Annotated in this window: 14 protein-coding genes; 11 read left to right on the top strand and 3 right to left on the bottom strand. The window is 53.9% G+C overall.

Annotated elements, in window-relative coordinates:
- Positions 1 to 392 precede the first annotated feature (392 nt).
- The 8 genes from HOV93_RS17590 to gatB all read left to right on the top strand — a co-directional run bounded on the left by HOV93_RS17590 (position 393) and on the right by gatB (position 7,493).
- Positions 393 to 803 carry a TraR/DksA family transcriptional regulator gene (locus HOV93_RS17590; protein WP_207397844.1) on the top strand — a complete coding sequence of 137 codons (411 nt, stop codon included), beginning with the start codon at positions 393 to 395 and terminating at the stop codon, positions 801 to 803.
- A complete protein-coding gene (locus HOV93_RS17595) occupies positions 796 to 1,338 on the top strand; it encodes a signal peptidase II (protein WP_207397845.1) in 543 nt (180 codons plus the stop codon). Before HOV93_RS17590 ends, HOV93_RS17595 begins: the two co-directional genes overlap by 8 nt.
- Before the next feature lie 531 nt (positions 1,339 to 1,869).
- A complete protein-coding gene (locus HOV93_RS17600) occupies positions 1,870 to 2,382 on the top strand; it encodes an RrF2 family transcriptional regulator (protein ID WP_207397846.1) in 513 nt (170 codons plus the stop codon).
- Positions 2,383 to 2,467: 85 nt separating this feature from the next.
- Complete coding sequence (gene hisN, locus HOV93_RS17605; RefSeq protein ID WP_235990583.1) at positions 2,468 to 3,286, top strand: histidinol-phosphatase; 819 nt, start codon at positions 2,468 to 2,470, stop codon at positions 3,284 to 3,286.
- A 100-nt stretch (positions 3,287 to 3,386) separates the two neighbouring features.
- On the top strand, positions 3,387 to 3,662 hold the full coding sequence (gene rpmB / locus HOV93_RS17610) for a 50S ribosomal protein L28 (RefSeq protein ID WP_105329255.1): 276 nt from the start codon (positions 3,387 to 3,389) through the stop codon (positions 3,660 to 3,662).
- Positions 3,663 to 3,780: 118 nt separating this feature from the next.
- Complete coding sequence (gene gatC, locus HOV93_RS17615) at positions 3,781 to 4,074, top strand: Asp-tRNA(Asn)/Glu-tRNA(Gln) amidotransferase subunit GatC (protein ID WP_207397847.1); 294 nt, start codon at positions 3,781 to 3,783, stop codon at positions 4,072 to 4,074.
- 244 nt (positions 4,075 to 4,318) lie between these two features.
- Positions 4,319 to 5,857 carry an Asp-tRNA(Asn)/Glu-tRNA(Gln) amidotransferase subunit GatA gene (gene gatA / locus HOV93_RS17620; protein ID WP_207397848.1) on the top strand — a complete coding sequence of 513 codons (1,539 nt, stop codon included), beginning with the start codon at positions 4,319 to 4,321 and terminating at the stop codon, positions 5,855 to 5,857.
- Positions 5,858 to 6,020: 163 nt separating this feature from the next.
- Positions 6,021 to 7,493: an Asp-tRNA(Asn)/Glu-tRNA(Gln) amidotransferase subunit GatB gene (gene gatB, locus HOV93_RS17625; protein WP_207397849.1), complete on the top strand. Its 1,473-nt coding sequence runs from the start codon at positions 6,021 to 6,023 to the stop codon at positions 7,491 to 7,493.
- A 19-nt stretch (positions 7,494 to 7,512) separates the two neighbouring features.
- Here the strand turns inward: gatB and HOV93_RS17630 are convergent, their stop codons facing one another.
- Positions 7,513 to 7,890 carry a hypothetical protein gene (locus HOV93_RS17630; RefSeq protein ID WP_207397850.1) on the bottom strand — a complete coding sequence of 126 codons (378 nt, stop codon included), beginning with the start codon at positions 7,888 to 7,890 and terminating at the stop codon, positions 7,513 to 7,515.
- Positions 7,891 to 8,004: 114 nt separating this feature from the next.
- Between HOV93_RS17630 and HOV93_RS17635 the strand changes: the two genes are divergently transcribed.
- From HOV93_RS17635 to HOV93_RS17645, 3 genes are all read left to right on the top strand, one after another.
- A complete protein-coding gene (locus tag HOV93_RS17635; protein WP_207397851.1) occupies positions 8,005 to 8,820 on the top strand; it encodes an SAM hydrolase/SAM-dependent halogenase family protein in 816 nt (271 codons plus the stop codon).
- 110 nt (positions 8,821 to 8,930) lie between these two features.
- A complete protein-coding gene (locus HOV93_RS17640) occupies positions 8,931 to 9,218 on the top strand; it encodes an SAM hydroxide adenosyltransferase (protein ID WP_207397852.1) in 288 nt (95 codons plus the stop codon).
- Positions 9,219 to 9,270: 52 nt separating this feature from the next.
- On the top strand, positions 9,271 to 10,722 hold the full coding sequence (locus tag HOV93_RS17645) for an APC family permease (protein ID WP_207397853.1): 1,452 nt from the start codon (positions 9,271 to 9,273) through the stop codon (positions 10,720 to 10,722).
- On the opposite strand, the gene HOV93_RS17650 is transcribed toward HOV93_RS17645, so the two are convergent.
- Together HOV93_RS17650 and HOV93_RS17655 are read right to left on the bottom strand one after the other, a co-directional pair.
- Positions 10,719 to 12,662, bottom strand: coding sequence for an ATP-binding protein (locus HOV93_RS17650; protein ID WP_207397854.1), 1,944 nt, complete (start codon positions 12,660 to 12,662; stop codon positions 10,719 to 10,721). The two genes, HOV93_RS17645 and HOV93_RS17650, sit on opposite strands and share 4 nt — an antisense overlap.
- Positions 12,649 to 13,332 (bottom strand): hypothetical protein, encoded by a 684-nt coding sequence (locus HOV93_RS17655; RefSeq protein WP_207397855.1) that lies wholly within the window; start codon positions 13,330 to 13,332, stop codon positions 12,649 to 12,651. Before HOV93_RS17655 ends, HOV93_RS17650 begins: the two co-directional genes overlap by 14 nt.
- Between the last annotated feature and the right edge of the window lie 67 nt (positions 13,333 to 13,399).

Here is a 13,399-nt window from a genome sequence, read left to right on the forward strand (position 1 = left end):
GTGATGCCTCTGACGGCGCGAGCGTAACTCGGGAGATTAGCTTAAAAAAGGGCGATTCATGCGAGGAATGTAGACACAATGCTTCACAAACGCCGCAACCGACTATCGCCATTGGAAATAGCTTAGACGACCGTAAACAACGTTAGATATAGCATGTCAGACGTACTTCAAGACTGAAATCTTGTGATCCGGGCACGATTCTCTATGAGGCCTTCTTTTGGAGGGTGCGTTTTGCGATTCTTGTGATTGGTCAAGCAGTCTGAGGACAGTACCTAGCCTGGAAATTGCTTGGGATTTGTTTGACCATTTCCTGACAGGATCGGTAAACTGGAAATTCTCCCCATTACTAAGGCAATTTTGGCAATGATGGGTCCCGTATCGCGAGGTATGTCATGGGAAGTACACGCAGTAGCCAAGGGGCTTACTCCAAGAGTGAGGCCCAGCCGTATCTAGAGAAACTGAAGCTATTGCGATCTCGCATGCTCGGCGATACGAACTATCTGGCGGATTCCGCTCTGAAACGGACCCGCAGCGAAGCTGCCGGTGACCTCTCGAAGATGCCGATCCATATGGCCGACATTGGGTCGGACAATTACGAGCAGGAATTCTCTTTGAATCTCCTGGCGGCCGAGCAGGTGACCTTGGCAGAGATTGATTCTGCCCTGGCCAGAATTGAATCAGGCGAGTATGGTGCTTGCGTCGAGTGTGGACAACGCATCAAGAAGTCGCGACTCAATGCCATCCCCTTCACCCACTACTGTATCGACTGTGCCAGCGAGCGAGACCAAGAAAGCCGTGGATAGCCAAGGTGCTGTTCCCGTTAGCCGTTACGTTCTATTCCTGACACTGGCCATCGCAGGGTGCGTGATCGACTTGTGGAGCAAGTCGGCTGTGTTTGCCTGGTTGGGCATGCCAGGACAAAACCGCTTCTACTGGCTTATCGAGCCGTACATTGGCTTTCAAACCTCGCTCAATGAAGGTGCGCTGTTTGGCCTGGGGCAAGGGTATACCTCGGTTTTTGCCATGTTTTCTGTCGTTGCTGCGTTGGGAATTCTGTTCTGGCTATTTGTTGCCAAAGCGGCCCATGATGTGATTCTGACGACAGCACTGGGGCTGATCACCGGTGGTATCTTTGGAAACCTGTACGATCGTCTGGGCATTTGGGGACAGCCGGCAGTGCGCGACTTCATTCTCTTTCGGTACAACGAACAGTATGTTTGGCCGAACTTCAATATCGCCGATGCCTTGTTGGTCTGCGGCGCAATCTTGATGCTCTGGCACTCTGTATTCGTTGCCAATGCATCAGTCAGCGATGATGCGTCGGGTGACGCGTCGTAGCGGCCTAAGCCGGCTCACGGTTGGATCGCTTTCTATTGCGACTAGGTTGTCCGGGCTTCTCTGGCAGCACTTCACTTGAAGCTTGTGCGGATTAAACCGTTGCACAATGCGGATGAACTCGCCTTTGACAGGACTCTAGGGGAGACTAGTTGTCATTAGTGCAGAAGTGGTCATAAACTACTTTTGAAAATCTCCCTTTTATCTGTACTTTTCGGTTGAAACCCCCATGATTTGGGTGTATCTTTGGTTTTTACCGCATGTGGGGTGTAAGTAATAAGATTGGTGAAGTGATTGAATTTGCATTTTGAGCTTGTTCTAGCTTTCGCGGATGTACATTTCTTCACCAGTCTGATCCGTCTCATTTGAGTTGCTTTTAGGAAAGGTAAACTCAGAGCACGTCGCGCCGCGCTAGTTCGTTGGATATCGGGGAAATTTACGACGCATCGCGTAGGCTTCGAGCAAATTTGATCGGAGTAGTGCTTCACAATGCGTCCCAACTAAAGTCGTTCCATCTTTCAAGAGGGCAGTGGAATGAAACTATCGCGAACCGTCGCCTATGCTTTGCAGGCGACCATGCAATTAGCCGTATCAGATTCGGACACGCCAGTTCCTTGCAGTCAAATTGCTTCTAAAGGGGATATGCCGGAGCGATTTTTGCTTCAAGTCCTCCGCAGTTTGGTTAATCACGGGGTGTTACGCAGCACGCGTGGTGTCGATGGGGGGTACATGCTGATTCGATCTCCTGGCGAGATTTCGCTACTCGATGTCATCGAGGCGATTGAGGGCCCGTTGGATTCGAAACTGCCGTTACCTGCCGACCCAGAAGACTACACGCAGCAGAACCTGCAACAAGCGTTGCAGGATGTCACCGCGACAGCCCGTAAGCAGTTGACATCGATCAAGATCGCTCAACTAATCCAGGCCCCCACGCTTGAATCGATTGACGTAGGTACTACCGATGACGAATTGCCGCTCACACCGACCGGCCCAGAATCGCTCAGCGGAGGAGTACCCCAAGCAGCGGCGCGAGTCCATTCGGCTTGAAGCCGTGCATGAGTGGTCGATGGATATTAACGTTCGGTGAAGCCGTTTCGGGGGCTTGTTCCCCACGTAATGCCGTTCTATTCTCATGTCCATGAACAACTCACAAAGCGATCTCGAAAAGCGTTTGGAAACAGCACGTCGTCTGGCTCGTCTGGCCGGGAAAAGCACGTTGGAGCACTTCCAGCGTGCGGATCTTACTTATGAAAAGAAGGAAGATTCCTCCCCGGTCACCGTAGCCGACGAAAATGCCGAAAAGATTATTCGCCAAGGGCTTGCCGAAGAGTTTCCCGACGATGGCATCATCGGTGAAGAGTTCGGCAGCCAGGAAGGCTCGACTGGATTCAACTGGATTGTCGATCCTATCGACGGTACCAAGGCGTTCATCGCCGGCGTGCCTCTTTTTGGAACCATGATTGGTATTGAAAAGGATGGAAAATCCCGCATCGGGGTGGTTTATATTCCTGGGCTGGACGAAATGATCTCGGCTGCCGAAGGTCAGGGGGCCTGGTACGAGCGACCCAATCACGACCCGGTCCGTGCCCAGGTCAACAAGACCGCGAAGCTGGCTGATGGGATCATGGTGACCAGCCAGGTGAGCACATTCAACAAGCGTAACGCCACGCAAAGCTTCCTCGAGCTTGAGGAAAGGTCTTTCGTAACCAGAACTTGGGGCGATTGCTACGGTTATATGCTCGTCGCCACCGGGCGTGCCGTGTGCATGATCGACCCGATGATGAGCATCTGGGATGCAGCGGCCCTGCAGCCCATAATGGAAGAAGCTGGCGGGACATTCACCAGTTGGACCGGCGAATCGACCATCTACAGCGGCGACGGGATTGGGACCAACGGCATGGTGCTCGAGGAAATCCTGGAAGTTTGCCGCAAGTATCCGATGCCGGAATAGCTCGGCTCAATTTTCTCTGCACCTTGCGGGCCAGAACACATCTCGGTAAGATGGTCTGTTTCGTATCAAGCAATGGACGACCGTCTAGGAGTCGCTGGCAATGGCCAACGTGTGTGAAATTTGTGGCAAGGGCCACAGCATGGGCAACAAAGTTACCCTCCGTGGTAAGGCGAAGTACCTGGGCGGTGTTGGTACCAAAATCACTGGCATCACGCGTCGTAAGTTCAAGCCGAACTTGCAGACTGCTAAGGCTGTGATGCCCGATGGCGAACACAAGAAGCTGAAGGTTTGCACACAATGCATCCGCAGCGGTTATGTGAAGAAGGTTGTGCGTCACCGCCCCTTCAAGCTGCCTTCGGAAGAACGCGGTCGCTAATTGGTAGTTCGCACTGCCAACCTGAATGGCAGTGGTTCCCTGCATCTGGTCTCATCGCCCCTGGGCGGAGATGGCTAGGATTAGGGGTTCTTTCGAGAACTAACTCCGGAGAAGTTCGATGTCCTCGCTGACCCGAGAAGAAGTCGAAAAGGTTTCGCTGCTGGCGCGTTTGCGTTTGTCGGAGGAAGAGCTCTCGACCATGACCGAGCAGATGAGTCAGATCGTCAGCTACGTCGAGCTTCTGGAAGAGGTCAATACCGACGATGTCGAGCCGATGGCTCACGCCGTCGAACAGACGAATATCTTCGCTGAAGACGCCGTGCACCAGTCGCTACCACGCGACGCTGCCCTGGCCAACGCCCCGAAGCGGGACGACGAGTGCTTCCGCGTTCCGGCCGTTTTAGGCGACTAGACTACACTGTCTATATTATGACCCTCGATATCGGTGTGCACCACGGTGCTGCGTCTGATCGAATGGGTCACCTTCTTGCTAGTTCTCGCTCCAACTTCTCGGCTTGAATGCCGTTTCGACGACTAGTCAACTGCGGCCAATTCCGCCATCATAGGCATTGAATTTAGTTTCCTTCGCTGAAACTCAATGATCGCCCAAATCGGCTTGTCCGCATCACTGACGGAAAGAAAAGGCAAAACGCACGATGGCTTTGTATGAAGCGTCCGCCACCCAGTTGTTGTCTCAACTTGCATCAGGCGAAGTGACCTCAGTCGAGGTGACCCAGGCCTGTCTTGATCGGATTCGCCAGCATGACCCTGCCGTGGGTGCGTTTCTGAAGGTAATGGACGAAAAGGCGCTGGCCCAAGCTGCCGAGGTCGACCGCAAACGTACCGCAGGTGAAGAGCTGGGCCTGCTCGCTGGCGTTCCGGTCGCCGTCAAAGATCTGCTGTGCACCGAAGGGGAAGTCACTACGTGTGCTTCCAAGATGCTCGAAAACTTCGTTCCGCCGTATAGCAGCACGGTCATCAAGAAGCTGGAAGCTGCGGACGCCGTTATCATCGGTAAGACCAACATGGATGAGTTCGCCATGGGTGGTTCAACCGAGAACTCGGCTCTGGGCAAGACACGCAATCCATGGAACAACGACTTGGTTCCAGGAGGTTCTTCCGGCGGTGCAGCCGCGTGCCTGGCAGCCCAGATGGTGCCCCTTTCGATCGGTACCGACACGGGTGGTTCGATCCGCCAGCCTGCTTCGTTTTGCGGTGTTGTCGGACTGAAGCCCACCTACGGCCGGGTCAGTCGTTTTGGTCTCATCGCTTTTGCCAGCAGCTTGGACCAGGTTGGTCCCATGGCTCGCACGGCGGAAGACACCGCGTTGTTCCTGGAAGCAATGAGTGGTCACGACCCTCAGGATTCGACTTCGGCGAATGTCGCCTGTCCGCTTTTCAGCAAATCGGTCGATCAGCCGCTGGAAGGCCTGCGGATTGGCTTAGTGAAAGAGCACTTCGGCGATGGCCTCGACGGTGAAGTGGAAAAGGCCGTTCGAGAGGCCGTAGCCGTTTACGAAAAGCTGGGCGCGAAGGTCGTCGACATTTCGCTGCCGCATAACAAGTATGGCATCGCGACCTACTACATCATTGCCCCGAGCGAGGCCTCGAGTAACTTGGCTCGCTTCGATGGTGCCCATTACGGCCACCGCTGCGACGAAGCTGCGATGCTTGAAGCGTTGCAAAAGGAAAAGGAAGCTTTCGTCGCTGCCGGCGACGAAGTTGGTCTGAAGCGAATGGACACCCCGCTGATTCGCATGTATCGCCAGAGCCGCGCCGAAGGTTTTGGACCGGAAGTGAAGCGGCGAATCATGCTCGGTACCTATACGCTCAGTGCCGGGTATTACGACGCTTTCTACCTCAAGGCTCTGAAGGTTCGACGTTTGATTCGCGAAGACTACGACAAGGCATTCAAAGCCGTCGACGTGATCGTCGGCCCAACGGCCCCGAACCCTGCGTTCGCCGCCGGCTCGAAGACCAACGATCCGCTGGCCATGTATTTGGAAGACTTGTACACGGTGACCGCCAACCTGGCCGGTATCCCGGCCATTTCGATTCCGTGTGGAATGACCAGCGGAGGCCTTCCGGTCGGCCTGCATATGCAAGCCCCGGCCTTGGAAGAAGACCGCCTGTTACGAGCCGCCTACATGTTCCAAAAAGAAACCGATTGGCACGCCAAGACGCCGAGTTTGTAGAAGACAGTCAAGCTACCAGGGGCTTTTGCGCTCTTGGCTATTTTCGGCCGTCCCTTAGGGACTAAGAACTAAGACTCTCGATGAGGACATTAACTCCTGATCGAAATAGAAGATTGACTGGGTTGGCTTAGCGAACCCGTGAATAGACTGACCAGGAAAAGTCATGAGCGACGATTACGAAATCATTATCGGGCTGGAAGTTCACGTGCAGTTGGCGACGGAGACTAAGCTCTTTTGTCGCTGTAGCACGAAGTTTGGGGCTTCGCCTAATACACAGACGTGTCCCGTTTGCCTGGGGATGCCGGGCTCGTTGCCGGTCATGAATCGCGAGGCGTTTCGACTGGGGCTGAAGACGGCCTGTGCGTTGAATTTGAACGTGCCTCGCTTTACGAAATGGGACCGCAAGAACTATTACTATCCGGATCTGCCCAAGGGATATCAGATCAGTCAGTTTGATCTTCCGATGTCAGAAGACGGCTATCTATGGATTAGTGATCCTAAGGAACAATTCGAGGCCAAGAAGGTCGGGATTACCCGTGCTCACTTGGAAGAAGATGCCGGCAAATCGATGCACGATGAAGCCGCCGGTAAGGCCGATACGCGGATCGACTTAAACCGTACCGGGACGCCGTTGTTGGAAATCGTGAGCGAGCCGGACATGCGTTCGCCGTTGGAAGCGAAGGCCTACCTCGATGAACTGAAGTTGATTCTGACGTACCTGGGCGTTTCCGACTGTAACATGCAGGAGGGAAGTCTTCGCGTCGATGCCAACGTCAATCTGCACATCAAGTCGGATAGCCCCAAGAAGATCGCGACGCCAATTGTCGAGATCAAAAACATGAACAGCTTCCGCGCTGTCGAGCGGGCAATCGCCTACGAGATCACTCGACAGTACGACCAGTGGCAAGAAACCGGCATGACGATCGACCTGGCTCCCAAGACAACGCGTGGTTGGGACGACCAAGCCCAGGTCACGCGTCCTCAGCGGGAAAAGGAAGATTCGAGCGACTATCGCTACTTCCCCGATCCGGACCTCGCCCCGGTAATTACCACGGCAGAAGAAGTCGAAACGGTCCAGCAGTCGCTATGCGAGCTTCCGATGGCGATTCGCGAGCGACTGCACAGTGGCTACGGCATTCCGGCCTACGATGCCGATGTGATCGTGAATCAGGGCATCGCCGCCGTGAAGTACTACGAGGCGCTGGCCCTCAAGACAGGCGACGCGAAGATGTCCAGCAACTGGATCCAGCAAGATGTGCTGCGGTTGCTAAAGGAACGCGATCTGGAGTTCGACCAGTTTCCGATCTCGGTCGAACGGCTGGCAGGCCTGCTCAAAGCGATCATGAATAAAGAGATCGATACGACTCGGGCCAAAGATGTTTTCACCCAGATGCTCGACAGCGACAAAGACGCGCCGTCGATCATGAAGGAAATGGGGATTGAAAAGGTCGACGATTCGGAACTCGACAACCTCGTCAAGGAAATCCTGGAAGCCAATCCCAAGGCGGTCGAAGACCTGAAAAACGGCGTGCAAAAAGCGGTCGGAGCGCTCATCGGTCAGGCCAAAAAGAAGAACCCTAACATCGACCCCGGCACCTTCCGTGCGAAGTGCATGGAGTTGGTAAAGGATATGTAATGACCGGCCACGCTGGCATTCAGATTCGCTCGAGTGTCAGCCACTGGTGAGGTGCAAACGCAGAATAATAGCCTACCAAAAGTAGCTTCCAACCTTTCAGGCTACCGCTCACTTCCAGGTCAATAATGTCCCCTGGTTGGGCTTCCACATAGACTGGCGTGCTTTTCGCCCAGTCGATACTCGCGACAACGATCAGTTCGCCGGGAGTCACGGGAATTGAGATCGTTTGATCTGTGCGAATTCGATCGCGTGGGGAGCCATCAACCGATATTTGATAGGCCCTTAGCCAGTCCTGATATTGCCAGTGACGCGTGACGCGAAGGGTCGCTTCGCCCGTAGTGGTCGGAGTATTTCCGGGGGCGATTCTTGGCGATTCGTATGGATTGATATCCGGCATGACAAACTGCGGGATAGATGGAACGAAGTGGGAGTATCCAGTCTGGATCGTTATAATGCTGGAAGCGTTCTCAATGCAACTTTTTGCCATCATTCAATTTCTGTTTACTGTCATATGTTTACCCCCGGCGGAATCATCGCGCTTACGACCGACTTTCAGGCCGATTCGTTTTACATCGCTGAAATGAAAGTCGCGGCCCATCGGGTCGCTCGGGATGCGATGATTGTCGACGTCACGCATGCCATCGCACCACAAGATGTCAAGCAAGCGAGTTGGACCCTTTTGCGGGCGATCGAAGCGTTTCCTGAGGGGACTGTCCACGTGGTGGTTGTTGATCCAGGCGTCGGGACCAACCGGAAGATTCTCGCGGCGATGATCCACGGACAGGTCATCATCGGACCAGATAATGGGTTGTTCGATGTCGTCGCATCACGCTATCCGGTGACAGCCGTCGTTGAACTGAACAACGAAGTCTATTTCGGACCGCGTCGTTCCTGCACGTTCCATGGACGAGACATCATGGCCCCGGTCGCGGGGCATCTGGTTCGGGGAATTCCTTTGGTAAGTCTTGGCGATGCTATTCACAGGCCGTTGGTCACTCCTCAGGCGAAGGCCAATAGTTTCGCCGAGGGGACTGAGAACGAGATACATGGTCAGTTCGTTTACGCCGATTCGTTTGGGAATTGTGTTACGAATATCTTTGAAGACGACATCCCCGATGATTGGGATCGTTCGCAGCTACGAGTCGAGTCAGGGTTGTTTTCTGTTAACGGCATTGCCTCCACCTATGGCGAGCGTGAGCCTGGGGCTTCGGTGGCCTTGCTGGGCTCTTCCGGGCAATTAGAGTGGGCAGTTGTGCAGGGAAGTGCCGCCCAGAAGTATGGGTTCAATGTGGGGACGGCCGTTAAGATCGTGCGTGAAAGCCACTGATCGGGTGGTTTGCTGCCCTTAGAAACCGCAAGATGGTTGGCGGAATCGGCTAAGATAGCTAGAATCGCTCGCAAGATTCCTTCTCTTCCCTGCATCAGGAATAGGTCAACGTGCCGAGTCGTATTTTCGGAAAAGTCGTATCCATCTCGGAAACGGGAGACGCCATTACCGACTTGGCTCATGGGCAGTTGGCGGATATCCCTCAAAGCGATCAGACCTCGATCGAGTGTGGCGGACACACGACATTGGGTATCTTTCCGCTGGATCACGATCAGCCTGAGATGACTTATGTAGCGGTTCTCGGCAGTAGTGGTTGCCTGGAACTTTCTCTGATTGGTGACAGTGCAGCGAAGTTTCTAGGACTGAAAGTCAACGACGAAGTCACAATTAAGTGGTAGTTAAGCCAAGCAGGCAAGTGCGTCCCTTCTCAAGCGGCCAAGAGTTTCTCGTATGACGCACAACCGTTTCGAGTCGCCTGAGTCACAAGACGGGTCGGAATCTTCTTCCGCCAGCGATTTATCTGGTACTGACCATCAACCCCGGAAATTCGGATTCTGGGCAGCTTATTTCCTGGTCGTGGCCAGCATGGTGGGGGCAGGAATTCTGACTTCTTCTGGGTTCACACTTCATGACACTGCCAATCCGGCTGCATTGATGGTGATCTGGACTCTTGGTGGGATTCTTGCTTTGTGCGGAACTGTAACGATCGCCGAACTGGCCACCATGCTTCCCAAAGCAGGCAGCGATTATCTTTTCGCTCGCGAAGCATTCGGGCGCGAAGCGGGAATTGTCGTTGGCTGGGCGACATTCGTATTAGGCTTTGCCGCACCTACGGCTGTCGTGGCACGTCTATCGGCCAATTATCTTTCGATTCCCATGACCGAGCGTTTTGAGTTCGGGCTGGTTGAACCCTATCTAGAACCGATCCTGGCGACGCTGTTCGTTGGCTTGTTGATGACGATTCACTGCCTCGGCCATCGCGAGAGCAGCGGCTTGCAGGTGCTTTCGACGCTAGTGAAGATCTCGCTATTGGTGGGGCTGGTAGTTATCGGCCTAAGCTTCGGCCAAGGGGATTGGAGCCACTTTGCCGCGAGCCATATCCCGCAGTCCCAAGAGTTTTTTACGTTGGGTATTGGCTTGATCTACGTCAGCTATGCCTACACCGGTTGGAATGCGGCCGCCTACGTTGCTGGTGAAGTCCGTGACCCTGAACGGCTATTGCCGCGAAGCTTGATTGCCGGGTGTGCGTCGGTGATGGGACTTTATTTGCTGGTGAATCTGACGTATGTGTTTGCGTTGGACCCCCATGAAATGACGCAATTGAGTATTCCAGAGGTCATTCCGGTGGCTCAACTCGCGGCGAAACAGCTCTTTGGTAGCCAAGTGGCGAGCGTGGTATCTGTTCTGTTGGGGCTGGGAATGTTGGCCTCCGTTAGTGCCTACATGCTCTCTGGTCCACGCATTGCATTTGCGATGGCGAAAGACGGCGCGTTCCCGCGTTTCGCTGCCAAGTTGCACGACCGACGTCAGACGCCTGTCGCGGCCATTGTCGTTCAAGGTTTGATCGCGATCGGCATGCTGTGGTCAGGCCCCTTCTTAGCTATCTTGAACTACACCGCGATCGGTCTGGCCGTTGTATCGGGGTTAGTGGTTGCGAGTATTTTCCCGTTGAGAAATCGGAAAGACTTGCCTCACCCTTATCGGATGCCGCTTTATCCATTGCCACCCATTTTGTACTTGATCTTGATGGGTTGGATTGTGGCGACGGGGTTGATGCAAGATATACAAGGTCTGCAACTCGCCGAAGCGAAGCTTCCGACAACGATGCTCAGCTTGCTGACGATTTTGCTGGGGTTGCCGGTAGCTTACTTTTTGGCTCGACGTAACCGGCGGCCTGGCTAAACCGAGGCAGCCGCAGCGTGGAAGCGAATCAGTTCAATTAGCTTCGCTCGATCGACCGGCTTGGTGGAATAGTCGGTGCATCCAGCTTCGATGCAGCGATTACGATCTTCGGCCATCGCATGGGCCGTCAAGGCAATAATCGGATTGGGGTAGCCATCGGCCCGCAACTTCATTGTGGCCGTATAGCCATCCATGATCGGCATTTGCATGTCCATCAGGATTAGATCGAAGGGGCTCCCCGCGATACTGGCTGCGGTTGCTTTCTGGTAGCCGAGTTCGCCGTTCTCTGCCAAGTCGACTTCGGCTCCCGCTTTTTTCAGCAGGAACGATATCAAACGCTGGTTGTCGGGGCCATCTTCGACGAGCAGAATCCTCAAGTCTCGGAGGGCATTCTTTGTATCGGTGGGTTTACTCTTTTCCAGATCAGGGGCGAAAGGCGTTGTTTCTGGCTCTTGGAAGGAAACATTATGCAGCGGACCCGGATCGATAATAAGCCGAAAGGTGGTACCACTATGAGTGGTATCGAGAATGGTTAGATCACCACCGAGTAAACCGGCGAATCGCTTGCTAATGGTGAGCCCCAGGCCTGTTCCACCGAAACGCCGCGACATCGATCCATCGGCTTGGGTGAACGGTTGGAATAATTTGTCACGCATTTCTTCCGAGATACCGATGCCGGTATCCGTCACGTCAATTTGGATTCGACGATTGGGCGACTTACCGACAAGACCGACTTGCATGTTCACGGTGCCTTCGTGGGTGAACTTGATCGCGTTGCTGAGCAAATTCATGAGGATCTGCCGCAAACGTGTCGGATCGGTCAAAATCATTTCAGGGATTGGACCGCTGTAGTCAACTTTGATATTCAGCTTTTTCTCTTCCGCACGCACCTGCATCAATTGGCGAATGTCTGCAATGAGGCGGTGAAGCGAGCAGGGAAGGTTCTCGACTTGGAACTTACCGGCTTCGATCTTCGAGAAGTCCAAAAGGTCGTTAATGAGCGAAATCAAGTGAGAGCCGTTGCGACGAATCGTCTCGATGGCTTCGATTCGTTCGACAGGAGCTTTGTAGATGTCCCCTGTTTCTAACAGCACGTCGGCAAATCCTAGGATTGCCGTGAGGGGTGTCCGGATTTCGTGGCTCATATTGGCTAGGAACGAGCTCTTGGCTCGGTTCGCGCCCTCGCTGGCTTCAATGGCCTTGCGAAGTTCATCGGTTTGCCGTTCGAGACGTTCGTGAGATTCTTGCAGAACCAAACGCTGCAATTCGATTTCACGGGTTCGCTCAGTCACTTCTCGCTCGACTTCGGACTGCATTTTTTCCATTTCGGCGCGGCGATTGGCGATGACCGTCATTTCTCGACAACTGATCCAGGTCGAGTAAATCAGGAAGACATCCTCGAAAATCACCCAGCCAACATGTTCTAGCGAACGCTGCAAACCAAAAATCGAAATTCCATAGAGCGATTCAGGCCACAGCAAACCACGTGCGATATGATCGACGGCAATTACGATCGAAGCCGTTGTCAGAACCTTCCAGTCGCGATAGAACGCCAGGAAAGCTAACGAGCCGAAAATATGAAAGTGCGCTTCGATACGACCACCCATCAGGTGAATCAGCAGCGCCGATGCTAATGCCTGGCCAACAGCAATGGTCTGACGTGTTATGGCCTTGCCGGGATAGTAATTTGCCAAGAGGATAGGCAAACTACAAATCAGCCCACCGATGACCAGGGCGGACCAGATGTGCGGGTGAATGTAATGAGTACGACCTGCCCAAGAGAACGGCGAGACCCACAACGCGATCCCGATCCCGGCGAGCCACTGAAAGAACATCAGCCACGCGAACATATGGTCGGTGCGGCGAAATATCGAATCGCGATGCTCTTCGAGAAGTTCACGAGCGCGGTCATTAATGGGACGATCTTCACTCATCGCCATGTTTTGATCCTCGGCTGTTGATCACTACATCGGATGGCGAATCGAGTATTGGGCAGCCGAAAACGTTTGTTTTGTCGCAGCTTGTTTTCCCGTCGAGAACGTATTGGACGATCGAATTGCGTCCCAGGTTTTCCCCTTCATGCCCTCGTGCCGGCGTGATGCCGCCACTGAAAACCCGTCGGCCGTCGCTAGTGTAAAGCAACGAATGGCCTGAGGTTAAAGCACCAAACTGCTGTGCGAGTTTGCCGTCGGTATCATTGGTGATGTTCACATTGGGGATCGCCAATGCCTGGCGAACTTTGCTGGTATCTTCCCAGTGTTCATGAATTGGGGAATAGAAAACTACTTGTGTGTTAAGACGTGCGCCGCAGATCGACTGAATACGCGTCAATTCGTTAAGTGTCGCGACCGAGCAAGGGCATTGTGGATGAATGAAGACTAGAAGATTGGCACGCTGTGTATCGAGCTTGATGGCATTGTTCGCCGGCCAAACCATGGCTTCGTCGCTTCGCTGCCCTGGCATATTGTGGTACGCCAACAGTGCCGTGAAGGCACATCCAATTAGCACCACCCAAACAATCACAACAATGGGAAGCATCGACAGGACACCGTGCGCTGATACGCCCGGGGCGAGGTCTTCCTTTGTCGTGAGTTCTAGGTTGCCATTCATGTGTGACTATCCGCTTCGTTGCTTGCCCCTGCCGGTCTCTCGATGGATTCCGTGCTGAGCCAAAGTT

This window comes from Bremerella alba (genome assembly GCF_013618625.1).
Classification (GTDB): Bacteria; Planctomycetota; Planctomycetia; order Pirellulales; family Pirellulaceae; genus Bremerella; species Bremerella alba.